At 59.3% G+C, this 26,041-nt stretch carries 19 protein-coding genes; 15 read left to right on the top strand and 4 right to left on the bottom strand.

Annotated features, from left to right (window positions below):
- The first annotated feature begins 50 nt into the window (after positions 1 to 50).
- The 8 genes from JS530_RS01525 to JS530_RS01490 all read left to right on the top strand — a co-directional run bounded on the left by JS530_RS01525 (position 51) and on the right by JS530_RS01490 (position 12,072).
- Positions 51 to 1,199, top strand: coding sequence for a phosphatase PAP2 family protein (locus JS530_RS01525; protein ID WP_214375620.1), 1,149 nt, complete (start codon positions 51 to 53; stop codon positions 1,197 to 1,199).
- Positions 1,200 to 1,333: 134 nt separating this feature from the next.
- Complete coding sequence (gene topA, locus JS530_RS01520) at positions 1,334 to 4,324, top strand: type I DNA topoisomerase (protein ID WP_214375459.1); 2,991 nt, start codon at positions 1,334 to 1,336, stop codon at positions 4,322 to 4,324.
- 71 nt (positions 4,325 to 4,395) lie between these two features.
- Positions 4,396 to 5,028: a dTMP kinase gene (gene tmk / locus JS530_RS01515; protein WP_214375458.1), complete on the top strand. Its 633-nt coding sequence runs from the start codon at positions 4,396 to 4,398 to the stop codon at positions 5,026 to 5,028.
- Positions 5,025 to 6,176 carry a DNA polymerase III subunit delta' gene (locus JS530_RS01510; RefSeq protein WP_214375457.1) on the top strand — a complete coding sequence of 384 codons (1,152 nt, stop codon included), beginning with the start codon at positions 5,025 to 5,027 and terminating at the stop codon, positions 6,174 to 6,176. The genes tmk and JS530_RS01510 overlap by 4 nt, the downstream gene beginning before the upstream one ends.
- Positions 6,177 to 6,293: 117 nt before the next feature.
- Positions 6,294 to 8,087: an LPXTG cell wall anchor domain-containing protein gene (locus tag JS530_RS01505; RefSeq protein WP_214375456.1), complete on the top strand. Its 1,794-nt coding sequence runs from the start codon at positions 6,294 to 6,296 to the stop codon at positions 8,085 to 8,087.
- Positions 8,088 to 8,234: 147 nt separating this feature from the next.
- Complete coding sequence (locus JS530_RS01500) at positions 8,235 to 8,789, top strand: YbhB/YbcL family Raf kinase inhibitor-like protein (RefSeq protein ID WP_033890810.1); 555 nt, start codon at positions 8,235 to 8,237, stop codon at positions 8,787 to 8,789.
- 141 nt (positions 8,790 to 8,930) lie between these two features.
- Entirely contained in the window at positions 8,931 to 10,532 is a 1,602-nt protein-coding gene (locus JS530_RS01495) for a C69 family dipeptidase (protein WP_214375455.1), read from the top strand.
- Positions 10,533 to 10,554: 22 nt separating this feature from the next.
- Complete coding sequence (locus JS530_RS01490; protein WP_214375454.1) at positions 10,555 to 12,072, top strand: formate--tetrahydrofolate ligase; 1,518 nt, start codon at positions 10,555 to 10,557, stop codon at positions 12,070 to 12,072.
- 427 nt (positions 12,073 to 12,499) lie between these two features.
- Here JS530_RS01490 and JS530_RS01485 read toward each other — a convergent pair whose 3' ends face one another.
- Positions 12,500 to 12,847 carry a phenylpyruvate tautomerase MIF-related protein gene (locus JS530_RS01485; RefSeq protein WP_100493292.1) on the bottom strand — a complete coding sequence of 116 codons (348 nt, stop codon included), beginning with the start codon at positions 12,845 to 12,847 and terminating at the stop codon, positions 12,500 to 12,502.
- 200 nt (positions 12,848 to 13,047) lie between these two features.
- On the opposite strand from JS530_RS01485, the gene JS530_RS01480 reads away from it, so the two are divergent.
- Together JS530_RS01480 and JS530_RS01475 are read left to right on the top strand one after the other, a co-directional pair.
- Entirely contained in the window at positions 13,048 to 13,584 is a 537-nt protein-coding gene (locus tag JS530_RS01480) for a GtrA family protein (protein WP_214375619.1), read from the top strand.
- Positions 13,585 to 13,628: 44 nt separating this feature from the next.
- Positions 13,629 to 15,719, top strand: coding sequence for an acyltransferase family protein (locus JS530_RS01475; protein ID WP_214375453.1), 2,091 nt, complete (start codon positions 13,629 to 13,631; stop codon positions 15,717 to 15,719).
- Between the two features lie 153 nt (positions 15,720 to 15,872).
- Here the strand turns inward: JS530_RS01475 and JS530_RS01470 are convergent, their stop codons facing one another.
- A complete protein-coding gene (locus tag JS530_RS01470; RefSeq protein ID WP_214375452.1) occupies positions 15,873 to 17,306 on the bottom strand; it encodes an MFS transporter in 1,434 nt (477 codons plus the stop codon).
- A gap of 419 nt (positions 17,307 to 17,725) precedes the next feature.
- Here JS530_RS01470 and JS530_RS01465 point away from each other — a divergent pair, with 419 nt between their 5' ends.
- Together JS530_RS01465 and JS530_RS01460 are read left to right on the top strand one after the other, a co-directional pair.
- A complete protein-coding gene (locus JS530_RS01465) occupies positions 17,726 to 18,385 on the top strand; it encodes a histidine phosphatase family protein (RefSeq protein WP_214375451.1) in 660 nt (219 codons plus the stop codon).
- A 76-nt stretch (positions 18,386 to 18,461) separates the two neighbouring features.
- Positions 18,462 to 19,412, top strand: coding sequence for a hypothetical protein (locus tag JS530_RS01460; protein WP_214375450.1), 951 nt, complete (start codon positions 18,462 to 18,464; stop codon positions 19,410 to 19,412).
- 145 nt (positions 19,413 to 19,557) lie between these two features.
- Here JS530_RS01460 and JS530_RS01455 read toward each other — a convergent pair whose 3' ends face one another.
- Positions 19,558 to 20,421 carry an AraC family transcriptional regulator gene (locus tag JS530_RS01455; protein ID WP_214375449.1) on the bottom strand — a complete coding sequence of 288 codons (864 nt, stop codon included), beginning with the start codon at positions 20,419 to 20,421 and terminating at the stop codon, positions 19,558 to 19,560.
- 302 nt (positions 20,422 to 20,723) lie between these two features.
- Between JS530_RS01455 and JS530_RS01450 the strand changes: the two genes are divergently transcribed.
- The 3 genes from JS530_RS01450 (at position 20,724) to JS530_RS01440 (ending at position 24,373) form a co-directional block, all read left to right on the top strand.
- Complete coding sequence (locus JS530_RS01450) at positions 20,724 to 21,806, top strand: phosphotransferase enzyme family protein (RefSeq protein WP_214375618.1); 1,083 nt, start codon at positions 20,724 to 20,726, stop codon at positions 21,804 to 21,806.
- Positions 21,806 to 23,392, top strand: a complete 1,587-nt coding sequence (locus tag JS530_RS01445; RefSeq protein ID WP_217625410.1) for a UDP-glucose--hexose-1-phosphate uridylyltransferase — start codon at positions 21,806 to 21,808, stop codon at positions 23,390 to 23,392. The genes JS530_RS01450 and JS530_RS01445 overlap by 1 nt, the downstream gene beginning before the upstream one ends.
- Before the next feature lie 99 nt (positions 23,393 to 23,491).
- Complete coding sequence (locus tag JS530_RS01440; RefSeq protein ID WP_214375448.1) at positions 23,492 to 24,373, top strand: D-hexose-6-phosphate mutarotase; 882 nt, start codon at positions 23,492 to 23,494, stop codon at positions 24,371 to 24,373.
- A gap of 186 nt (positions 24,374 to 24,559) precedes the next feature.
- Here the strand turns inward: JS530_RS01440 and JS530_RS01435 are convergent, their stop codons facing one another.
- Complete coding sequence (locus tag JS530_RS01435) at positions 24,560 to 25,783, bottom strand: DUF805 domain-containing protein (RefSeq protein ID WP_214375447.1); 1,224 nt, start codon at positions 25,781 to 25,783, stop codon at positions 24,560 to 24,562.
- Positions 25,784 to 26,041: the final 258 nt, after the last annotated feature.

Below are 26,041 nucleotides of genomic sequence, written 5' to 3'. Positions count from 1 at the left end.
CCGGGTCCCCTGTGGCGTACTGTCCGGGGCGCGGCCGTACAGTCATGGGTATGAATGACGCACAGCATCCCGTAATCCGCGATCCGCACGCGCCCGCGAATATGGTCGGTTCCGCATCCGAACCAGATCCGTTGGCAGCATTAGGGCCAGTGCGCGGTGCCGCTACCGGTTCCATCGCAGCGCATAGCACAGCCGATGACTTCAACCATGACTTCGACGCTGCCCTTGACCGCGGCCTTGCCAAACTTGATCCGCTGACTGTGCGTCCGCGCATCTCCAGCCGTGTGCTGTGCGCGGTGTTTGGCGTGTTGATGATTGCGGGGGCGTTCGGCATTTGGTGGCTGTGCGTTCACACCGAGAACGGCCAGTCGTATGACGAAATCGTATGGAAGCAGCTGCCGGACAACCTGCCGGGCTGGGCGTCCGGCGTGATGGGCGCAGTGGCGCAATCATGGTTGGTGATTACCGTGAGCTGCGTATTGGGCGCCATGGGCATCATTACGGCACTGATTCGCCGCCGTTGGTGGCTCGCCGGGCAGCTTGTGGTGTTTGCCGCGGTGTGTCTTGCCGCCACGCAGCTTAAAGGACTGCTGCCTCGCCCATTCATTATCCAAACCGAGTCTCCGGTCACTAATTCCGCGCCCTCCGGTCATACGATGCTTGCGGCAGCCGCTGCAGTGGTGCTGATTATCGCAGTGCCGAGGGCTGCGCGTGCGCTTGCCGCAGTGGTCGGCGGCATGTGGACCGTGCTGGTTGGCGTGTCCGTAATGGTGGGGCAGTGGCATCGCACGTCGGATGTGCTGATGTCGATTCTGCTGGTTGCCGGTTTGGCACTGATTGTGCTGGTGTTCACCCGGAAGTCGGGCATGGATGATCCGGGCAGCCGTGTCTCCTCAGTGAGCGTGCAGATTGTGGGCAGTGTGCTGATCACCGGTGGCATACTGCTGATGGCTTACAGCGCGTATGTGATTTGGCAGGTGCTGCCGGGCTTGAATGTGATTGCCAGCTGGGCGGTGCAGGGTGCGACGGCCAGCGCGGTGGTCGGCATTATTGGCATCACTGCGTTGGCGTTCGGCATACTGCTGGCGCTGCGTCACATCACGGCAGCTCCATTGAGCCGACTGGGCTTGATTGGCGCGCCGCCGGCGCCTCCCATGCAGGACGTGCCGCAGAGCGGACGAGGTGCGCGCAACGCCTAATTGGCCACAGTTGGCTGGCTTTTCACCCACTGTTCAGCCGACAACCGGCCGCGAATTTGGCAGTTGCCTATAAAGCATGAGTATTATGACGCCAGAAACACCGTGCGTTTCGAGGAATATGAAGGAGTAGGGCAATGGCTACCAAGCTGGTGATCGTGGAGTCTCCAACCAAGGCCCACAAGATTGGTGACTACCTGGGCAAGGGGTACACCGTCATGGCATCGGTTGGCCATATTCGCGACCTCGCGCAACCGAGCCAGGTGCCGGCGGCAGACAAAGCCAAGTTCGGCAAGTTCGGTGTGGATGTGAACGACGGTTTCAAGCCCTATTACATTGTGGATGGCGATAAGAAGCGCAGGGTGAGCGAACTGAAGTCCGCGCTGAAGAACGCCGACGAACTCTATCTCGCCACTGATGAGGATCGCGAAGGTGAGGCGATCGCATGGCACTTGGTACAGACCCTGAAGCCAAAGGTGCCGGTCAAGCGCATGGTGTTCCACGAAATCACCAAGAACGCCATCAATGATTCGTTGAACAAAACCCGCGATGTGGACGGGCACATGGTGGACGCGCAGGAGACGCGACGTATCCTCGACCGCCTGTACGGCTATGAGCTGTCCCCGGTATTGTGGCGCAAGGTTGGCCCGGGTCTTTCCGCCGGCCGTGTGCAGTCGGTGGCCACGCGTCTGATTGTGGAGCGTGAACGCGAACGCATGGCCTTTAAGCGCGCGCCGTACTGGGATATTGCGGCTACGCTCGCCGCGCCCGATGCGCAAGGCGAGACCGCCGAGTTCTGCGCTCGCATGATTTCCCTCGGTGGCAAGCGACTCGCCGGTTCCAAGGACTTCGGTGCCGATGGTCAGCTTACGCCTGACGGTTTCGCAGCCAATGTACGTCAATTGGATGAGGCTGCGGCTACCGCTGTGGCTGAGACGTTGCGCGGTGCCGACTTTACGGTGATGTCGATGGAAACCAAGCCGTATCGCCGCCGCCCGCAACCGCCGTTCACTACGTCCACGCTGCAGCAGACCGCCGGCAATCGTTTGGGCATGGGTGCCCGTGCAGTAATGCGCGCGGCACAGAGCCTGTATGAGAACGGTTACATTACGTATATGCGAACCGATTCGGTCACGCTGTCCCAGGAAGCCATTGCCGCCGCGCGCAATGCGGTGAGCTACCACTTCGGCAAGGAATACCTGTCCGCTGAGCCGAAGCAGTACGCCACCAAGACCGCTGGTGCGCAGGAAGCCCACGAATGTATTCGTCCGGCAGGATCCCGCTTCCATGATCCCGATGAACTGGCATCCAAACTGCCGGTCGATCAGCTGCGACTCTATACGCTGATTTGGCAGCGCACGCTCGCCTGCCAGATGGCTGATGCCACCGGTTCCACCGCAACCGTGCGCCTGTCCGCGCCGGCTGGGGCCGAGGAAGGCGAGGCGGTATTCCAGGCATCCGGCACGGTGATTGAATTCCCGGGCTTTATGAAGGCGACTGGTGAGGGCCGCAAGAAGGCTGCCGCGGCGAAGGCTGAGCCTGCTGCTGCCACCGCTGCTGCCAAAGTCAAGGGGGATGCTTCCGAATCGAATGCATCGCTGCCTCCGATGACCGTTGGCCAGCAGGTGAACGCCACCAGTGTGGAACCGGATGGGCATGAAACCCAACCGCCGGCACGCTACACCGAAGCCACGCTGGTCAAAACCTTGGAAGCCAAGGAAATCGGCCGTCCGTCCACCTATGCCAGCATCATCTCCACGATCATGGATCGCGGTTACGTCTATGAGCGCGGCCGTGCGCTGATTCCAAGCTGGCTGGCGTTCTCCGTAGTCAAGCTCTTGGAGCAGAACTTCCCGAAGCTCGTGGACTATCAGTTCACCGCCGAAATGGAAAACGGTCTTGACCGCATCGCCCACGGTGAGGAAACCGGACGCGATTGGCTGACCCGCTTCTACTTCGGTTCCGGTTCCGGTACCGCGCGCAACGCCGACGAAGCCCATGAGGGTTTGCAGCAGCAGGTGGCGCAATTGGGCGAGATTGATGCCCGAGCCATCAACACCATTGATATTGGCGATGGCATGCATGTGCGCGTCGGCCGGTACGGCCCGTACCTGGAAGACATGGAGCATGTGGATGCCGAGGGCAATCCGAAGCGTGCCTCGCTGCCGGATACGATAGCGCCGGACGAGTTGACCGTTGCCGTGGCGCGCGATTTGATCGACAACCATTCCGGCGGTCCGCGCGAGCTGGGCACCGATCCGGCAACCGGCGGCACGGTGGAAGTGCGCAATGGTCGATTCGGCCCGTACGTGGCACTGGTCCTGCCGACACCGGAAGGCGCCAAGGAAGCGCCTCGCCCGAAGATGGCCTCGCTGTTCAAGACGATGAGCCCGGAATCACTGTCGTTGGAGGACGCGCTGCGCCTGCTGAGCCTGCCGCGCGAAGTGGGTAAGTATGAGGAGACCAATGCCGAAACCGGCGAAGTCTCCGAGTTCACGGTAGCCGCCAACAACGGTCGCTATGGCCCATATCTGACGAAAACCGGCGCGGATGGCAAGTCTGAGACGCGTTCGCTGGCTTCCGAAGATGAGATTTTCACTGTGGATTTGGCCAAGGCCAAAGAGCTGTTCGCTCAGCCGAAGTATGGTCGTGGACGCGGCCGAGGCGCTGCCAAGCCGCCGCTGCGCGAGCTCGGTACCGATCCGGCAACCGGTAAGAACGTGACCATCAAGGACGGTCGTTTCGGCGCCTACATTACCGACGGCGAAACCAACCGCACGGTGCCGCGCCAATACACGCCGGAGACCATTACTCCGGATGATGCATTCCGCCTGCTGGCTGAAAAGCGTGCCGCCGGCCCGTCCACGCGTGGTCGCGGCCGCGGAGCAAAGGGTAAAAGCGCGAAGGCCGCTGCCAAGGCCGCGCCCAAGATGAGTGCTGTGGAAGCCAAGCGTGCCGAACGCCGTGCCGAGGTGAAGAAACTCGCCGGTAAGGGCTGGGCCAACACGCGTATTGCCGAGAAACTCGGTTCCACTGCCGCCACAGTGAAAGCGGACATTGATTGGCTCACCGCCAACGAAGGTTTCACCCGCCCGCCGGTGGTGGCCGCCAAGCCGAAGAAGAAGTAGACCGCGTTTTTTGCTCCCCGTGTCAGTAGAGCTGGTGGCGCAGCTCGCAGCCTCCGGCTAAGGTCGGAGGCATGACCGGTCTGTTTATTTCGTTTGAAGGCGTTGACGGTGTGGGCAAAACCACGCAGGTCGAGCGATTGCGCGAGCATCTGGAGGCTCACGGTCGCACGGTTGTGGTGACTCGTGAACCGGGTGGCACTGCGCTCGGCCAAGCGATTCGCCGGATGCTACTGCACGGTGTCGAAGGCGGGGCGGCTGATATCGCTCCGCGTACCGAAGCGTTGCTGTTTGCCGCCGACCGCGCCCAGCACGTAGCCGAAACGATTCGCCCAGCGTTGGAACGTGGCGAAGTAGTGATCACCGACCGTTACCTCGATTCCTCACTGGCCTACCAGGCCGGCGGCCGCGAACTCACGCCGCAGGAAATCAGAAACTTAAGCATGTGGGCCACGAATAATCTGCTGCCCGCACGCACATACCTGCTGGACATGGACCCGGCGCTCTCACACAACCGTCTCCAGCATGCGGAAGATCGTATGGAATCAGCCGGCGATGATTTCCAATCCCGTACCCGTCAAGCTTTCCTCGACTTGGCAGCCGCCGAACCGAGCCGATTCCGTGTCATCGACGCCAGCCAAACCATCGAACAGGTGTGGGCTGCCATCGAAACCGATATCACCACCTTGCTGAAGGAGCTCGCATGAGCGTATGGGATTCGTTGGTCGGGCAACAGCCCGTCGTCGACATGTTCCGCCGCATCGCACAAGGAGAACCCAGCCAAATCACACAATCATGGCTGATTTGCGGGCCTCCCGGCTCCGGTCGCTCCAATATGGCGCGCGCATTCGCGGCCGCACTGGAAAGCCCTGACCACGGTATGAACGCCGAACCCACACGCGTCACCCAGCAGGTGCTCGCCGGCACGCATCCGGACGTTACCGTGCTCACCACCAATAAGGTGACCATCGGCATCGATCAGGTGCGCGACATCATTGCCACATCCGAGCAGATGCCGGCCACCGCGCCGTGGCGCATCATCATTATCGAAGATGTCGATCGCATGCTCGAGCGCACCACCAACGTGCTGCTCAAAGAGATCGAGGAGCCGGCCGAGCGATGCATCTGGCTGCTGTGCGCACCCAGCGCGCAGGATGTGCTGCCGACAATCCGTTCGCGTTGCCGTGTGGTGAACCTCGCCGTACCGTCCACTGCAGCCGTGGCTGATTTCTTAGTCGCGAATACCGGTGCTGAGCCGAAGATTGCTCAGCGCGCCGCCCGCCTGTCTGAAGGACACATCGGCATCGCGCGCCTGTACGCCACCAACGAGCGCGTCATGTCTGACCGCGATGAGCTGATCGTCGGCGTGCTGAACCTTGCCCGCGCTTCGGATGCCGTGCTGCTTGCGGGCAACCTGATCGATAACGCCAAAGGTCAGGCCGAGGCGGATGCCAATGCGTGGGCCGCCAAGCAGGAGAAGGAATTCCGCCGCATCAATGGTCTTGCCGAAGGGGAGCGCATCCCGCCGAAGTTGCGCGGCGCGTTCAATCAGGTGGCCAAAAAGGACGATATCAAGCGTTACTCCACGCGTCGCACCCGCGACGTGCTCGACCGTGCGCTCAATTCCGTGTCCTCCATCTATCGCGATGTTGCCGTGCTGCAGAACAATGCCGAAGATTCAGTCGGACTTATCAACCTTGAGAATCGTACGGCCATCACCGAGCTTTCCGTACGATTGAACCGGGCGGGTGCCGTGGCACGACTGGATGAAGTGGCTCACGCGCGCAAGCGTCTGGCCGGTAACGGCAACCCTCTGCTCACCTTTGAGGCATTGTTCTGCGCGCTGATTCCGTAGAAGTCGTCCAATTTCGCCCAAGTTTGGCCGCTTGCCGAAACGGTTTTGACTTCGGGGGGGGTATTGTTCCGCCCTAGGAGTGTAGCCACGGTGGCTGCACACTATTAGGGAGATTTCATGAAGAAGATGGACAAGGCTATTGCCGTCCTCGCCGGTTTGAGCATGATGCTTGCAGGCGTTGGCACGGCGTACGCCGACGATACCGTCGACACTGATACCACGCCGCAAACAACACAGTCGCAGCAGGCCACTGCAAACGCGCAGGCCGATGCCGATCAGGCTCAAGCTGACCAGAACGATCAGGCATCCAAGAACGCTGCAGATACTCCGGCTGCTGACAACAAGGAGCAAGCCGCGCCCAAGGCGCAGACTGCAACCGCTGCCGGCCCGGCCATCAGCAATGTTGAGGCTCCGTCCACCGCACTGATTCACGGTGCGGATTATTCCAACGCTGACAAGTCCGCAGCCTTCAGGGTGACACTGACCGGTCTGACCCCAGGCCAGCCGTACGGCGTATTGTCCAGCATGAATTACGGTGATTTGCCGGCACTTGGTGCTTCGGCTAGTGCATATAACTACAATGCTCCGGTATTCACTGCTTCCGCTGCAACCCAGACGGTGGATGTGTTCTACCGCGGTCTTCAGAAGCCATCATCAACGGTAGCATTTGCTCTTCTCTCGGGCGATACTATTAGCGGCAGCGGTGACTATACTTCTCTGAACGGCACTGTAGTGAACATTTTTGGTGGCGTGCAGGTGAAGGTCATCGATTTGGAAGGAAAGACCCCGGTGACCCTTGACAGCCAGTCGGTGGAGGATGTCGGTGTGCACACTGCCGGTCTCAAGGCTCACTACACCGTTGACTCGGCGCTTATCAACGATGTGGCCGAGATTTGCTACTCCACCACGATGAACCGCATTTATAGCGTGAATGGTGCATTCAACAGTGATGACTGGGCTATTGGCTGGGCCTACCGTGCTGCATGGGATTGCACAACTGGTGCCATTTCGGACGATGAGGACACCTCTGGATCCATCTATACGGTCAGTGATATCGCGGCTCCGTACACCTCGGCCCATTCCCAGACCGTAATCGGTCAATGGTTCAACCGTGGTAATACGGTGAAGGCTGAGGATCAGTCGAATAAGACTCTGCCCGCTTCTGGCGACATTGAGTCTGTGATTCCGGGCCTGCTGGCAAACACCAAGTATGGCAACTGGGGATACAGCGGTACCGCTAATCCCGCAGAAATGCTGTTCAACACTGCTAAGTCTGGAACCACTGCCAAAGATCCGGCTTCCATGATGTACTCCGGCATTGTGCTGACTTTCAAGGATGGCTCCCGCTTCGTTCCGAACGCAATGGAAAACCCCAAGGCTATGCAGGAAGTGAAGGACTTCACCACCAAGGCTGCTGCCAAGGGCCCGGTTTCCTCCGACCAGTTGACCGACGCCAACAAGAATGGTGTTGTCGCTGATAACGACGGCAAAGTCACTGCTGGCTCCACCTACCGTGTGTACGTGGACAGTCTCCAGGACACCGCCGCCTGCAAGGCGCTTACCGCAAAAAACTCCTACTGCTACTGGACCGGCTACATCTACTCCACGCCGAAGCAGCTGAGCTCTGATGACGGCAAGGCTTCCACGGTTCGCGTGGATAAGGATGGCAAGGCCTACGTTGAGTACCAGATTCCGTCCGATACTGTGACCGGTGAGCACAAGATCGCCCTTTACGACAACGACGGCAACCTCCTCGGCTGGGTTCCGGTGACCGTTGTTGCCGGCCAGAACAATAGCAATCAGCAGAAGCTGGCCAACACCGGTAGCAGCGTTTTCGTGATTGCGTTCGCTGCAGTTGCACTGCTGATCGCTGGCGCTAGTGTGATGATCTACCGCCGTCGCCAAGCCTGATTAACTGACGCAACGATTACGAGGGTTTCTTCCAGTTGGAGGAGACCCTCTTCTGATATGCGCGCAGTACCAGTCGCGCAGAAAGGATGCGAAGCTGTTATCGCGGCAAGTCTTGGCAGTAACATGCCCCGCGATACACTGGAATGTATGAAGATTTCCGCTGATTTCACGGTGGTGCCTGACGATTTCGCCAAGGCAGCCGCGCCCGAATATCGGGCGGGCGGCGTCCCGGTTATCTCCTTCCCGTTTTACGTGGACGAGGTGAACCCGGAGGCCCGCTATCTGCACTGGACGTTCACTGATCCCGATTCCATTCCGGTCTGCGGTTTTGAATGGATTCACTGGACCGTGGCGAACCTGCCCATCGACGCATTGATGTTTGACTTCAATGACTCACATGCGCTCGCCATTCCGCCGGACTTCTCCCGTCAGATGCCGGCCATGATTCCCGAAGCCGTGCAGGGCCGCAACTCTTCCGCCTCCAAGTTCGTGGGGCGCGATAACGACCCGGCCGTGATCATGCGATACAACGGTCCGCAGCCGCCGGATAAGGATCACGACTATTACCTGCATGTCTGGGCCACCAAGGAACCGCTGCCCGGACTCAATCAGGGATTCTGGATGAACGAACTGCTGCACAAGCTGCGCGAATGCGGCGAAGCCCCCGACCAGGGCGGCATGTTCGTCACCGGCAAGGCGTGACAATAAGTATGGCTCTCTCACGGTGTGGTTATTCACACATGATGTGGTCGCCAAAAACGTTGGAATTCCGCCAATGTGTGTGTTTGTGTAACCACACCATGGGATATTGAGATCGAAACAAGAAAGGACACATAGCTAACTATGGCCTGCACCACCATTCTGGTAGGCAAGGATGCGAGCTACGATGGCTCCACCATCATCGCGCGTAACGAGGATTCCTCAAACGGCGAATTCAATCCGAAGCGCTTCATCGTGGTGAAGCCCGAGGAACAGCCGCGCGAATACAAGTCGGTCATCTCCCATCTGACCATCAATCTGCCGGACAATCCGCTGCAGTACACCGCAGTGCCGAACGCCGACCTCAAGGAAGGCATTTGGGGCGAAGCTGGTGTGAACGAGGCGAACGTGGCCATGAGCGCCACCGAAACCCTGACCACCAACGAGCGCGTGCTCGGCGCCGATCCATTTGTGGAATACACTCCGGCCAAGGGCGACGAGCCTGAAGTGGCCGGCGGCATCGGCGAAGAGGACTTCCTGACCATCGTGCTGCCGTACATCAAGACCGCGCGTGAAGGCGTGCAGCGTCTCGGTGCACTGCTCGAGGAATACGGCACTTACGAGATGAACGGTGTCGCCTTCTCCGACGTGAACGAAATCTGGTGGCTGGAAACCGTGGGCGGTCACCACTGGATCGCCAAGCGCGTGCCGGATGAGGCATATGTGACTATGCCGAACCAGCTGGGCATCGACGAATTCGATCTGGCCGACGCTCTGGGCGACCAGGAAGATCACATGTGCTCCGCCGATCTGGCTGAGTTCATCGAAGCCAACCATCTGGATCTGGCCGTGGAGAACACCACGCCGTTCAATCCGCGCGACGCTTTCGGCTCCCACTCCGATTCCGATCACGTCTACAACACCCCGCGCGCATGGTCCATGCAACGCTTCCTCAACCCGTACGACGAAGTCTGGGATGGTCCGGATGCCGACCATAAGCCGGAATCCAATGACATTCCGTGGGCCCGCCAGCCTGAGCGCAAGGTGACCATCGAGGATATCAAGTACGTGCTGAGCTCCCATTACCAGGGCACTCCGTACGATCCGTACGGACAGCTCGGTGACGAACGCACCCGTCACATGTACCGTCCGATCGGCATCAACCGCCAGAGCCAGCTTGCCGTGATGCAGATTCGTCCGTACCGCCCACAGGCCTCTCGCGCTGTGCAGTGGATGGCATACGGTTCCAACCCGTTCAACACGCTGGTACCCTTCTTCCCGAACGTGGACACCACGCCCGCCTACCTCGAAGACACCACCACCCGCGTGACTTCCGAGAACTTCTACTGGGCCAACCGCATCATCGCCGCCCTGTGCGACGGTGCCTTCCGCTCCACCGCCAACGCGGTCGAGCGTTACCAGGAGAAGACCGGTGCGATGGGTCACCGTCTGGTGGCCGCCACCGATGAGCAGGTGGCTCGTCTGAGCCTCACCGCCGCTGAGGAAGCCGCACAGTCGGCCGCCGAAGAGGAGTTCGAAGCCGATAACGTGGACGGCGACGTGCAGCCGATGACTCCGGATGAGATCATCGAAGCCACACGCAACGCCGAGGTGCGCGGCATTCTTGCCGCCGCCAACCAGACCATGGCTGACCAGCTTAAGGAAGAAACCGAGAAGCTGCTCGACTCCGTGCTGTACATCCGTAGCATGGAGATGAAGAACGGCTTCCACATGTCCGATTTTTAAGTAATAAATAGAAAGGCCTGCAATGACCACTATTGAAGACTTCACCAGCCAGTACGGCTTGGTCAAGAAGATTGACGCCTTCGGCTACATGAAGTACTTGGCCGAGAACCCGGATGCTCCGCGCAAGCACGGCAAGGTGGTGCTCGTTACCGCCGATACGCCGCTCAAGGCATCTCGTGGCGAAGGCAAGACCACTACCACCATCGCGCTGATCGACGCCCTGAACAAGCGCGGCATCGACGCCACCGCAGTGCTGCGCCAGCCGAGCATGGGCATCACCGCGGCCGGTTCCAAGGGCGGTGCCTCCGGTGGCGGCAAGGCATCCCTGACCCATCCGGAGCTCATCGACTGGGGTCTGTGCGGCGAGATGGGCGCTATTGAGGCTGCCCAGAACCTGCTCGTCTCCTTCGCCGAAAAGGCCGTGGACGAAGGCAAGCTGGACGAGATCCTCGTGCCGCGCGTCTCCGAAGTGCCGAGCCGCTCCCTGCGCTCCATCGCCGTGGACTACGGCAAGGGCAATGTCAAGGAGAAGATGGTGCTCACCCCGACCTGCGAGCTCATGCAGATCGTGGTGCTCTCCCGCTCCATGGACGAGATCGCTGACCGCGTGTCCAAGATGATCGCCGGCACCAAGGACGGCAAGGCCGTGACCTTCGGCGAATTCGTGGACCTGTGGCGCATCACCGGCATTCTGGCCGACGCCGTCAAGCCTGCACTGACCGAAACCGTGAACGGCTCCCCGGTGTACGTGCACGGTGGCCCGTTCGCCAACGTGTCCATTGGCATCCCGACCCTGATCGCCGTGGAGATGGCGTGCGCCCTGCATGATGTGGTGATCGTCGAGGCCGGTTACGGTACCGACGCCGGTGCTCAGAAGTGGCTGGACATCGCCTGCCGTGAATACGGCGCTCAGTGGCCGTCCGCCGCCATCGTGGTGACCCGTGCCTCCACTTGGCGCGACGACGCAGAACTCGCATGGCGCTACCCGTTCCACGTTGATCGTCTCGAGAAGCTCGACATTCCGGCATTCCCGCTCATCAACCTGTGGGAAGGCGAGGACGATCAGATTCCTGAACTGCGCGAAACCGCTGCCAAGCTGGAGTTCCGCGACCCGATTATCGGCAACCTGTACCGCGATGGCGGCGACGGTCTTGCCGACCAGATCGACGCGTTCGTGGACGTGCTGACCAACGGTTCCATGCCGCCGGCACAGCACAGCCACAAGGGCATGCCGATTATCGACAACGCCAAGTGGGTTGCCGAGCACGCTTACGGTGTGCCGGCTGAGCGCGTGCTGCTCAAGGACGGCTTCCTGGATTCCCTGGCTGAGGCCAATACGCTGTGCCAGTCCGCCAGCATCTCGCTCGACGATCTCGCCTTCGTGGCCGTGAAGTCCCCGGCTACGATGACCGACAACGACCGTGCTCCGGAAGACGAGCGCACCGTGACCCTGAAGAAGGTCGAAGTGCACGCCGGCGCTGGTCTGGTTCACGTCAACCTGACCACGAGCCTGACCACCCCGATGCCGAAGATCGTGTGATTGTGCTGAAGCAGTGAGATAACTCTGAGATAACTCGGTTACGAGGGGTACATTTCGGCATTCTGGAATGTCTATCTCACTTACGAGGGGTATCTCAATGAGGAAACCCGGAGTACAACCATTGCAATTTCAACGGTTGTACTCCGGGTTTCTCGTATTTGGTACCCCTTATAAAGCAGATAGATGTTCCGCAGATGCGAAATGTACCCCTCGTAAAGCAGAAAGCCCGTCAGCATTGCTATTGTTGACGGACTTTCTCATATTGAGATGAGGACTACCCCTCAGTCGGCCATACAGGCTGACAACTCCCCTAACAAGGGGAGCAGAACATAGGCTAGAAATTGCCGCCCTGAGCCGTTAAACGGAAAGCCCAGTGGGCTTTCCGTAGGCGATGCGAGCAGCTGTGCTGCGAGGGGAATGGTGGCAATTAGAAATTGCCGCCATTCCAGCCCCAGTCGGTGGTGGCGGTGTATCGGATGTATGTACGGTCCTCCGGAATGCCCAGCGTGGAGTTCAGCGCGGCCATAATCGATTCGGTCAGCTTCTCCCACGAGGAGCTCGGCACGGAACGACCGAACACATTAACCTCAACGTAGGCGGCCGGCTTGTCGTCGGAACCGCCGAAGTAAATCGGCATATTGTCTTCAAACGGGCACATCAGCCAACCCTCGGACTTGCCGGGCACGGCGGTGATGGCCTTGCCATAAGCGGCCTTCAATGCCTCGCGCTGCTCAGGAGTGGTGGAGACGGACACATGAGTGTGAATAACGGGCATAATCCCTCCTCGATTCAATCCGGATCGGTTCGCTTTCAGTCTAGTCCGCTATATCTTGCCGTGCTCGCCATTCCACAAGCATCAATACATCTCGCAACCGGTAAATGCGAAGATTATTGGCTGGAACAGTGGGAAAACCGCCAAACGGTCAGCCCGATAGTGTTGAATGACCACTTGTGAGAAAACTGATTGCACAGCTTATGAAGTTCGGCATTGTGGGCGTGATCGCCTTCATCATCGACTGGGGTATCCTGAATCTTCTGGTCGGCGTATTCCACATGCACAATGTGATCGCCGCCACCATCTCCTTCATCATCTCGCTTATCTTCAACTATCTGGCGAGCATGAAGTTCGTATTCAAGCATCGCGACGATATGGCCCGTTGGATGGAAATCGTCATTTTCGTGGTGGGTGCCATCATCGGCCTGTTCATGAACGACGCCATCATCTGGCTGGCGACCTACGGCATGAACCGTGACGCATTCATCACCCAGCACGCCGAATACCTGCTGCGCACCAACATCGGCAAGCTGGTGGCCACCGCAGTGGTGATGGTCTGGAACTTCCTCATCCGTAAGTGGCTGTTGGACGATACGCACACCAACGCCATGAACCGCCTGAAGTCCAAGGAGAATCGCCTCACCGCCGAAGAGCTGGAAGCCAAGTGGCAGAGCAGCTTCTCCCACAAGCTGGGCGTCTGGTCCTTGGAGCACACGCCGAAGGGCTGGCCGAAGTAACCTAAGTAAACAGTTTGTTAGCGCTGCAGGATACCATACCAATCATGGCATTTCCTAGCAGTGAACAACATGCCGGCCGTGTGGCTTCCTCCCGCGAACATCGCGACAGCGAGAGCAGCAAGCTCAGTGAGCGCTACAATCCGGCATCCAATACCCCCAAGCACACGAAAGGCCGTCGACATATAGGAGCCATCGACGGCCTTCGCGCACTCGCCATCCTCGGCGTCGTCGCCTACCACACTCGCCCTTCACTGTTGCAGGGCGGATTCCTGGGCGTCACCATCTTCTTCGTCATCAGCGGTTTCCTGATTACGCGCAGTGTTACCGCGGAAGTCAGCCGCACTGGCACCATTTCCTACGGCACTTACCTGCGCAAACGTGTTAGCCGACTGGTGCCGCCGGTGGTGGCGATTATCGCGCTTGCCGCACTGGGCAGCTATCTGGTGTCGCCGAGTCTGCTGCCTAAGGCACAGTCCGATGCGCTGCCGTCGCTGTTCTTCGTGAGCAATTGGGTGTACATTTTCCGCCACGTTTCCTATTTTGCTGCAGCCGGCTTGCCGTCGCCGCTGACTCATCTGTGGTTCCTCGGCCTGCTTATGCAGTTCTACATACTGTGGCCGATTGTGCTGTTCGTAGTGTGCCGCCGCTGCACGTCGCGCAAGGTTCGCGCGGTGGTCATCGGCGTGCTCATGGTGGTTTCTTCTCTGCTGATGGCGGTACTGTTCGACCCGAACGCCACCGGAAGCCGCGCCTATTATGGCTTGGATACGCGAGCTGCGGAACTGTTGGCTGGCGCTCTACTGGCTGTGCTGCTGCCGAGCGGCAGTGATGGGGATGAATCGGCGCGCAAGCCGAAGCGCTCGCCTCGCGCCGAGGTATTCGGCTGGGTGATTCTTGTGCTGCTGATTGTAGGATTCGTCGCCATCCGCTCGGACATGACGATTCTCTACCGTGGCGGCTACCTGATTGCCGCGCTGCTGATTGTTGCGCTGCTTGCCGTGGCAATGAACCCCGCAAGCATGGTGGGTCGTGTGCTGGCGATTCGTCCGCTGCGCTACCTGGGCTCGCGTTCGTTCTCGCTGTACTTGGTGCACTATCCGTTGCTGGAAATGATGAATCCGGCTACCAGGACCACTGATCTGGCTTGGTGGGAATGGATTGTGCAGGCGCTCGTGCTGTGGTTCGCCACGGAAGCGTTCTACCAGCTGGTCGAGCATGCGCCGCGCGCGCTTGCCGAGGCTGCGCAGCCGGTGGCTATGACTCGTGCGCAAAGCCGTCGTCAGGCCAAGGCTGCATCAGGTCCGCGCGCCGCCCTCGAGCGTGTGCGTGTGGTGTGCCGTCGCGTGATTGTTGCCGTGTGCGCTGTGGCGACTGTGTTGCTGTGCATACTGCCGCTTGACTGGAATGGTATTGCGCAGGCACGCTCCGCTCAGCTGCGCCCGGTGGTGGCGCAGACCAGCACGGCCAAGCAGCAGACCAAGACCGATAAGAAGGCCGATACCAGCGACCAGTCGAAGTCGGATTCATCTGATGCTGATGCCGCTGATCAGCAGGATCAGCAGAAGGATGACGGCAAGCTCAAGCCGGTGGCGGAGAAGGTGCCGGATAATCTCGATACGTCTGGTTGGACGTACGATGCCTCTACCGGCGTATGCAGTGCCGATCCACTAATCATCACCGATTCGGTGGCGATGGGTGCTCGCGGTGTACTGGCCACCACGTTGCCGAATGCCATTCAAGACAATAAGGTTGGCCGCCCAATCACCGATTTCCCGTCGTTGTACCAGCAGCATCTCGCTGCCGGTGATGACCGGAGCGTTGTGATTGTGGCCTTGGGCGCGAACGTCGCCAGCACCAGTCGCCCGGAGGCGTTTGAGGCTGCGGTGGCCGCCGTCAACGGTAAGCCAATGTATTTCATTACGGTTCGCGATCCGGTGATCGCACAGGATTGGGTGAACCAGAACCTGCGCTCGGTTGCCGCCAACCACTCCAATGTTGGTGTGATTGATTGGCATGGTGTAAGCGAGGGCCACAGCGAGTACTTCTACGATGACGGCACGCACTTGACCAACGGTGCCGGTCTGGGAGACGAGGCCTACGCCAAGATGGTAGTCGGCGCGCTGTGTGGCCAGTGAGCGCCAGTGAGTGACTGGCTGGTTATGGAGCTGACTGAGGAGCTGTAATCCTTGGTCCTTCTGATATAAAGAAACCCCGTCGCGATGACGGGGTTTCTTTATGCATGCCGTATGGCTGCATCATCCTGTGGATAATCCGATTATCGTTTGTCGTCACACGGTGACTTCGGTGAGCGTGGGCTGCTCGGTGGAGCTCTTGATCTGCTTGAAGCCGATCAGCGCAATCACCAGCGAGGCGATGGCCAAGGTGGTGACCACCATAAAGCCGCCGTGCGAGCCCATACGGTCGATGAACTGGCCGGCGATGGCTGAACCGGCGGAGGATCCGATGGAATTCATCGCACCCATCCACGCCATGCCCTCAGTCAAGCGCGATGGCGGCACCAAGTGCAGCATCAGCTGGTTGCCGTTGATCCACGTGGGAGCCTGGCACACGCCGATCAGTAGGTAGATGATCATAATCACCCACAGATGCTTGGCGAACATGAAGGTGCCGATACCGAGGTTCACCACGGCCAAGCAGAAGTAGAAGCGCTTCCACAGCGGAATTGCCCAGTTCTTGGCGCCATAGACCAGCGCGCCCATCAGCGAGCTGATGGAGAAGCATGCGAACACAAAGCCCGTGTATTGCTTCATATTCGATTCCGTGGCGAACGCGATGATGGAAATGCCAGCGGCCGACTGGAACGCGCCCAAGCCGAACCAAGTCACGCACACGGCGATCAAACCCGGCCCCCAAATGGAAGCCTTCTTGCCGCTGCGAGCCTCGGCCACGGCCGCATCGATTGCAGCGTTGATCTGAGCCTCGTCGGTAACGCCTTCGCTTTTCAGACGGCGGCGGGTCTCCTCGGCTGCGGTTTCCGCCTTCAGTGCTTCGGCTCGGGCGGCCTCGCGCTCGCGGTATTCCTTGCGGGTGATGCCCTCGGCGCGAGCCAGCGCAGACTGTGACGGCGGTTCGGTGGTGAGCTCGGTCAGGAACATCAGTGCGCCGACCACCACGCATACGCCGGTGAACGAGAACGCCAGCAAGCCGGAAATCACGGCCAGTGTGGAGGCTAACGGGTTGCCGACCACCCACATGCATTCATCGAGCACACCGCACAGGGAGAGCGCACGATTCGTGCGTTCGTGGTCGCCTTTCAAAATCTTGGTCCAACGCGCACGGCTCATTGCGCCCCACGGCGGAATGGCGGCCAGGAATGGTGTCAAGCAATACAACACCCATTCCGGTGCGCGATTGGTAATGGATGTGGTCAGCGCAATCGCGGAGACGATCCACACGATGATGGTAGGAATCGACACCTGACGCTGGCCGAACTTATCGGTCAGCTTGCCGAGCAGCGGCGTGGCCACGGCTAGGGCAATCGCCTGAATGGCGGTGAGCATGCCGGCCAGTGAATAATTGCCGTAGTAATGCTGTACGGAAATGGTGATGGTCATGCCCACCATCGGGAACGGCATGCAGGCGATCACGCCGCCGATCGAATAGCGTGCGGTATGCGGAATGCGCAGCAGTTCGGCATATCCGCCAAAAACCTTATGGGTTACTTCCTTGATGGCGGCCGTAACGGTGTTCGTATTGGACATAACAGCACTACGCTCCTTTCCGCTCCCGATTGGATGTCCCTCGCTGTCCGTGGCGTTGGATGGCGAAGCCCTCATCGAATGATGTGTTTGTCCATGGTCGCGCAAAGTTTGCGTGGATTGAACTTGGCTTGCACGATACGGCTGCGGCCTTATGCCGCGTCGTTCGTGGACCGAACCCCAGCCCGCATATTTGCGTCACGGCTACTCTATGCGGTGGGCTCGATTGACACGCGGTAATTACCGATTGTTGTTTGCTCGGTTCGCATGTTCGTCTTGCTTTTTGGCTCCCGTGTCAGGGGGGGCTGGCGACGAAGCCGACTGAGGGGCAGTTTCCTGAAGTTCGGCATTCACCGGCAGGTTTTTCGCCTATGTGGCCGCGTATAGTAACCGTAGCTGTTTTGTTCGCAAAGGAGAGTCTGATGACCGCCACCACCATCCACTTCGTCCGCCACGGCAAGGTCTACAATCCCGATCATCTGCTTTACGAGCGTCTGCCTGACTTCCACTTGTCCGATGTGGGCCGCCGCATGGCTCAGGCCACGGCACAGTATTTGGCCAGCAATCCGCAGACCAATACCATCGCCGCCGTGTATTCCTCACCGCTCGACCGCACGCGCGAGACCGCCGGCGCGATTCTCGAGGCGCTGAACACCGTGCGCGCTGAGCGCGGTGAATCACCGCTGGAGCTCACCACCGACGATCGGGTGATTGAAGCCGGCAATGAATTCCGCGGCAAGCGCATCGGCCATGGCGAAGGTGCGCTGTGGAAGAACGGCAATTGGAAGCTGGTATTGAACCTGTACAAGCCCAGCTGGGGTGAATCCTACCAGCACATCGCCGCTCGCATGGATGCTTTCGCGCGCGAGAAAGTGGCACAGCATCCCGGGCAGCAGATCGTAGTGGTCAGTCATGAGTCGCCGATTTGGTCGTACCGCCACTATTTGGAGACCGGGCACCCTGAGCACTGGATGTTCCTGCGCAAAACCGCGCTCGCTTCCGTGACCTCGGTGACCTACGACAACGAAACCGGTCGTGTGATGTCCATCACGTACGTGGATCCAGCCGCAAATGTGAAGTAGCTGCGCACTACAATCAATCACAGAACATGACCGGCCCGCTGATGGGCGAGTATTGCCAAGCAAAGGAGCATTAGCAATGACTGTTGATTTGAATCGAGAAACCATCGCGCGCGTGGCTGCATTGCCGGAAGTCGCCAAGGCTGCCGAAGCCGGGGCATCGCTGATTGCTCTGTGGCCGCTCACCCAAGCCATGCACATGGATAATGATGCCAAGTATGCGGAGAATCTGCAGGTGCGTATCACCCGCGCGTTCGCTCGCATTCTGACCGGTGAGGATGTGACGGTGCCGGATGCCGAGTTTGTCTACGAGGGTGCCGATGCGATCCCCGGCCGCCCTCAGTACATCGTCGATACGTTGCTCGCCGCCAATGATGCGTACGATACGATGCTCGACTATTCCGAGACCGGCAACGCGGCATTGGTGTTCACTGCTGCCGAGGCATTGGGCATCGATTGGTCCGAGCAGACGCGTGCGCAGATTCGCGCGGCTATCACCACTGCGGAATCGCATCTGCAAGCTGATGCCGCAGCTGAGGGAGAAAGCGAACTTCGCTTGGAAGGTACCGCGGATGCCGGCGCTGTGGCGAAACGTTTTGCTGCTGCGCTGATCGTATGCGATGCGTTGCTGAGCATCGTGGCTGGTGCCGGGCAGGCCGGTGCTGGCGACTTGGATGATGCTGCCGCGCGCAGCATCGCCGCACAGTCGCTGCCGATTCTGCTGTATGTCAATGAGCTGCGCGAGCAGTGCTCGATTCCGCGCATCTGCCTGACCGATGACAAGATTATCGCGCTGGTCAAGGCTCGCGCTGAGGCTGCTGCTGGTGCCGGCGGCACGCTGGAGGTAACAGCAAAGTTGATTGCTCCGCTGGCCGAAGCCGAGTGGAACAAGCATCACGAAGACGTGCTGTGGGATCCCGCCGAGGCCAAGAAGAAGGCCAAGGAAGAGGACGAAAAGCGTAACAAGGAAGCCCTTGCCGCCAAGTTCGCGCACGTGAAGAACGACAACAAGGAAACCGTGGAACTGTAACGTGCCGTTGCCTGGGGGAGACCTCAGTCAAGCTGATGCGGCCTTGTTATGTGGTTTCTGCTGCCGCTGTATTCGCCGAACTGGTAACTTTACTTTGCCAGTTAGGGGAAAATTGGTAAAGTAACCTTGCCAGTTTGAAAAACAATCACGTGCGGGAGGCGGCGCGGAACTCCAGAGGGGTTACGCCGAAGCGTTTTTTGAAGGCGGCGCAGAAGGCGCTGGTGGAGGCGAATCCGCATTCGGCGCAGATTTCTTTGAGTGTGGCCTCGCCGGTTGCGAGCAGGTATTGCGCCGCATGCATACGCGCATTGATGATATAGGTGTGTGGCGTATAGCCAGTGACCTGTTTGAAAACGCGGATGTAGTAGTATTCGCTCATCAATGCCATATCCGCGAGCTGGCGTAACGGCAATGGCTCGCTCAAATGCGTGGAAATGTAGGAGAGCGTCTCCTCGATGGCATGCTGATTGTATGGGGTGCCGGCTCTCTCCGCATCCTCGCTGGCGGTCAAACACTCGGTGAGGATTTCCGTGATGGCCAGGTTCAACCGCGCCTCGCTCATCTTGCGCTCTTCGGCGAACGTGTCGTAGATCATGCGGAAACGGCTGATGGCATAGGTGGCGCGCTTCAAGGTGATGACGTTACCAAGTTCGGCATGAATGGCTGCGAAATACTCGCGCGCCAAGCGGCCGTCGAAATGCATCCACAGCAATGTGCAGTCCGTTTCGGCCTGTGCTTGGTAGACGTTCGGAGCATGGCAGTCGAGCAGCACCAGATCGCCGGTTCGAGCCACCGAACGCTTGCCGTTCACCGTGAAGGTGAACGTGCCGCTGTAGACCGCCATCAGAATGAAACTGTCGAAGGAACTGCGATTGAGCCAGTAGCCCTTGAGATAGCGGTATAGGCCGATGCGCGTGGGATAAAGGAACATGCGCAGGGCATTGCGGCTGGGCACGTAGACGAAATAATGCGAAACCGCCGTATCCACATGATGCTCAACCGGGGTCATGCGAGTCCTTTCTTCCGGCTTCCGGCTCCCCCTCATGAGGAGGTGGCTGCCGGCGAAGTCAACTGAGGTGGCTGCCGGCGCATATCAAAAAATTGTTCTGGTACTCATGAAAATTGTACTGCTGTAATCTTCTACAACTCGCATCGCATGATAAGAAAACCTTGATATTGCAGTATTTTCTGCATGTGCGATGCATAATATCGCAATTGTTAACTATGTTTCAATAGAAGCACGTGATATCTGTAGATTGTTTGCCGGCGAAGAAGTCGACAGCACAACAACCAGTACGAAGGGAAACCATGATGGCAGTTGAGGATACCGAGCTGAAGGCAGTGGCTGATCTGTTCCAGCTGGAAGGCGATGTGCGCAGCATCGAACCGTACGGCGATGGCCACATCAACGTCACCTATCTCATCATCACCAGCGAACGCCGTTACATTCTGCAGAAGATGAACACCAGCGTCTTCCCGGACACCGCTGGTCTGATGCGCAACATCGAACTGGTCACCAAGTTCCTGAAGGATCGCGGCCAGGAAACACTCGACATCATTCCGACCGGCGATGGCAAATCCTACGTAGTCCGCGAGTCCGGTGCGTGGAGGGTATACGCCTTCATCGAGAACACCAAGTCCTACAGCCTCGTGCCGAATGCGGACGTGTTCCGCGAGTCCGGCCGCGCCTTCGGCGAATTCCAGCAGACGCTCGCCGAATTCGATGCCTCCCAGCTCACCGAGCCGATCGCCCACTTCCACGACACCCCGCATCGCTTTGCCGACTTCAAGGCCGCGCTCGCCGAGGATAAGCTCGGCCGCGCTGCCACCTGCCAGCGTGAAATCGACTTCTTCCTCAAGCATGAAAACCAGTACTCGGTGGTCATGGATGGTCTCGCCGACGGTTCCATTCCGCTGCGCGTGACCCACAACGACACCAAGCTCAACAACATTCTGATGGATGCGGAAACCGGCAAGGCCCGTGCCATCATCGACCTCGACACCATCATGCCGGGTTCCATGCTCTTCGATTTCGGTGACTCGATCCGCTTCGGCGCATCCACCGCGCTTGAAGATGAACAAGACCTCAGCAAGGTGCACTTCAGCACCGAGTACTTCCGCGCTTACACGGAAGGTTTCGTAGGTGCCGTGCGCGAAAGCGTCACCCCGCGCGAAGGCGAGCTGTTCGCATTCGCCGGCAACCTGCTCACCATGGAATGCGGCATGCGCTTCCTCGCTGATTACCTGGCCGGCGACACCTACTTCGCCACCAAGTATCCGGAACACAATCTGGTCCGCGCTCGTACACAGATCAAGCTGGTTGAGGAGATGGAAGCCAAGGCCGGGGAAATCAAGGCCATCGTGGCCGATGTGCTGGAAGGCGAGGCTCGCTGATGACTGCCGTTACTACTGCCGCCGACTCCGCGGCTGTGACCACGCCGCTGGACAAGGTCTACGCTTCCATCGACGCACTGGTGGCATTTGCCGAGCGCAACCTCGGCTTGGATGAGCGCGACGCCGACTGGACTCGCAACAACATCTTCGCCCTGTTCGGCCTTGACTCCTACAGTTCGGCCCCCTCTGACGAAGGGGCTGGCAGCGAAGCTGACTGGGGGAGAGACAGTGATGTTGACGAAGCCTCTGGAGCTGACTCCACCTTCGCCTACCCAGATGCCCTGATTGCCGACTTCCGCGCCGCTGCCACCGCAGCAGGTCTGTTTGCGCTGGACGAAGGTCCGGTCTACGCGGACATCATCATGGGCCTGCTCTCCGGCACGCCTTCCTCCATCGAAGACAGCTTCGAGGAAGAGGAAGAAACAGACGGCGGCATGGAAGCCATGCACTGGTTCTACCGTTACTGCGTGGCCAACAATTACGTGAAGAAAGCCGTGCTCGACAAGAACCCGCGCTTCGACTCGCATGGTCTGGTAGTCACCATCAACCTTGCCAAGCCGGAATTCAAGAACATGAAGAAAGCCGCAGCCGGCAATGCCGTGGCAGGCGGCTACCCGAAGTGCACGATCTGCCATGAAAACGAAGGCTTCGCCGGGCGCAACAAGCGCACGCTGCGTACGATTCCGGTCACGCTCGGTGGCGAGCCGTGGTTCTGGCAGTTCTCCCCATACGGTTACTTCCATCAGCACGGCATCTGCGTGAACATGGAGCACACGCCGATGCACGTCGACCGTGACACGTTCGGTCATCTGCTTGACTTCGTGGACCGCTTCCCCGGCTACTTCCTCGGCTGCAACGCCGCACTGCCGCGCATCGGCGGCTCGGTGCTCGCCCACGACCACTACCAGGGCGGTGGCGAACTGCTGCCGATGCACAAGGCGGCAACTTGGGCCACATTCGCAGTACCCGGCTACCCGGATACCACGGTGGAAATCTTGGACTGGCCCGGCACCGCAGTGCGCGTGGTCTCCAAGAGGCGCGATTCGATCATCGAAGTCAGCGACAAGATTCGCTTGGCTTGGCAGCAGTACGATGATCCCGCCGCGAACATCGCCAGCCATGACGCCGACGGTAACCGTCAATCCGCAGTCTCCCCAAGCGCCATCATCACCAAGCGTGGCTATGAGATGAGCCTTATCTTCCGCAACAATGCGGTCAGTGAGGAGTATCCGGAAGGCATCTTCCATGCGCACCCCGAATTCTGGCCGATTAAGCAGGAGCCGGTCGGTCTGATTGAGGCACAGGGACTGTTCATTCTGCCGGGTCGCTTGGTCGATCAGCTTGGTCAGATTGAAGACGCGCTCGCAGCCGGCGAGCCGCTCCCGGAATCAGTGAGCGAATTCTCGCTGGAATGGGATGAACTGACCGCGGCGCTGAACGGCAACCGTGATCGCGAGGTGATTCATGCCGCCGTACAGGACGAGCTTGGCAGCGTATGCGAGCGAATCCTTGGCAATACCGCCGTGTTCAAGACCAAGGAACAAACGCGCGTGTTCCTCGCCGATCTCGGCTTTAGCGAAGCCTGAACCAGAACTCCATAAGCCCGGCTCCCTGTTTCCTTCCTCGGGGGAGCCGGGCTTATGATATTGAGACTTGCCTATTGAGATGGTTGTATAGGAGGCAATATGAGCAATGGTTTCGCTCTTCGTAACCTGAACAATCGCCTCGGCAGCGCTGCCGTGAGCGATTATGGCGCACATGTACTGCGTTGGCGTCCGGCTGGTGAAGCTGAAGATGTGGTGTGGAGCCCGTCTTCGGTGATTCTGGCCAGCAACAAGGCGATCGTGGGCGGTGTGCCGATTGTGTTCCCATGGTTCGGCCCCGGTTTTGCCAATGGTCATGGACTGGGTAAGAAGCCGAATCATGGGTTTGGTCGTATTCGCACATGGCAGCTGGATGCTGAATCGTTCAGCCATGATTATGCGCATTACACGTTGGATTCCGCCGATCTTGAGCCCGGCGATGTGCCATGGCTCGAATCGGCCGAGGAAGGTGCGGATGCGCCGACCCCGCAGTTCCATGCCGATTATGAGGTGCGTGCCACCGATACGTTGACCGTGACGCTGACCGTGGCCAACACGGGCGCGACCGCGTTCTCGTACGAGGCTGCGCTGCACACTTACTTCCACGTGAGCGATGTTGCGCAGGTGCGTCTTGCTGGATTGGGCGGCGCCCACTATGCCGATGCCACTGATGGATTCAAGCCGTGCGTGCAGTCCGACCCAGAGGTGTCCTTCACCGGTCCCGTGGATCGTGTCTATGAATCCGATGGTGTGCTTGAGCTGCACGACGCTGGACTCAATCGCACAGTGCGTATTGCCAAGTCAGGCTCGGCGCAGACCGTGGTGTGGAACCCCGGTAAGCCGTACGGTACTTTGGTCAACGATAAGGTAGCTGGCGAATGGCGGGAGTTCGTATGCGCCGAGGCTGCCAACTGCCGTGAGTATGCGGTCACGTTGGCTCCCGGCGAATCGCACGCGCTGAGCCAGAGCATAGCCGTGCTCTAGCGGTGACTACATTACCGAGCCTGATCGTTGTGGTCACCGGTGGATTGCAGCATGGCATTCGCCGAGTACCTCATGATGGTTGCCCTCCAGTGCATAAGCAGAGTCATCGGCAAAGTGCATAAGCAATAAGAAATCCCGCCCGAGCAAATCGAGCGGGATTTCTTTATCGGCCTTTAATCAGCTATCTCACTGGCCTTGCCAGGGCTTTTGCCCATCGCTGGAGCCGTAGCTGTTGGAACCATACGTAGGATTCGTGGGCTCGGGGATTGCCGGAGCCGGAGCCTGACCGTACGACGGGGTCTGCGGCTGCGGTGCCTGCGGCTGCGGAGCGGGAGCGCCGTAATCCGGAGTCGGCACAGTGCCATTGAAGCCGGGGGCCGGTGGAACCGGAACACTGGGAGCAGCCGGCGCGGCGGGCGCGGCGTACTGCTGATCGTACGGGTTGCCGTACGGTGCTGCGGCAGCTGGATCGCCCGGAGCTGGTGTATAGCCGCCGGCAATGGCATTCTTATCGAAGCGTGCGCCTTCGGGCTTGCTTGGCATGGCCATGAACACAATGAAGGTAATCGCAGCGGCAAGGATCAGCAGGAAGCCAATGATCAGCAGGCCGATGCTGCCGCCAGTCATTGCGCCGAAGCCACGGCTGGACGAGTCACCGTAAGCCAGGCTGCCGATGCCGCCGAAGATAGCGCCTGCGCCGCCGGCGACGATGAGGATAATGCCAACGACGAATGCGCCATAGTAGACGCCCAGCCACCAAGCGGGCTTGTTAATGTCGTGCAGACGGCGGGCAGCGAGTGCGAGGCCGGGGATGAAAATGGCAAGGCTCCAAATAGCGCCAAGGAACGCCAATTTGTCATCGGTGATATTGGCAAGGAGATCCAGCACGAACGTGATGCCCAACTGTGCCAAAATCCACCACCAATATTCGCTGCGGGAGGCGCGTCCGGAGAACACCACGTACTTCTTCCAGAAGCGCAGGAACGCCTGCGGGAATGGGCAGCCGTAATACGGCTGGTCCAGCGGAACCTCTGCGGTCACACCAGGTGCCGGCGTGGACGTGGAGTAAACCGGAGCGGACTGCGGCGTTGCGTATGGGGCGCCGTACTGGTCGCCACCATAGGGTGCCGATGCATTCGGCTGACCGTATTGCGGCTGCTCATATGAAGGCTGAGCTGGCTGACCATATGCCGGGGCTTGCTGGCTGGCGGGATTACCGTACTGTTCGTACTGCGGCTGCTCATAGGAGGGCTGGCCATAGGAAGGCTGGCCATAGGAAGGCTGTCCGTACTGAGGCTGCGGCGTGGGAGCGCTGGCACCGTATGGATTCTGTTGCGGCTGAGGGATTGAGCCGTTGGTATTGCCAGGCGTAGGTACCTGAGGCAGCGGCGCATTGTTGGGATCGGTCATTGATTCCCCTTTCATCAAGGACAGTATGTCCTTGTCCATTTTTCCATTGTTTTATGAAAAACCAAGTAGATTGGGCGAATATTGTCTGAATTTTGAGTGTGGGGGGTCGCGTAGGGGCGCGTGGGGGCGCGCAGGGTCGTGCGGGGTCGTGTGTACTGCAAACGCTGCGTTTGCCAGATTCTTTGCTGGATTCTTTGCGGGCGTCTTTGCGGGCGTCTTTGCCGGATTCCGGGGAATCCGTCGCTCAGCGGCCACTTT

It is taken from the genome of Bifidobacterium colobi, assembly GCF_018555455.1.
Lineage (GTDB): Bacteria > Actinomycetota > Actinomycetes > Actinomycetales > Bifidobacteriaceae > Bifidobacterium > Bifidobacterium colobi.
Note: the sequence above shows the minus strand (reverse complement) of the source record. Positions and strands in the feature narration are given on the sequence as shown.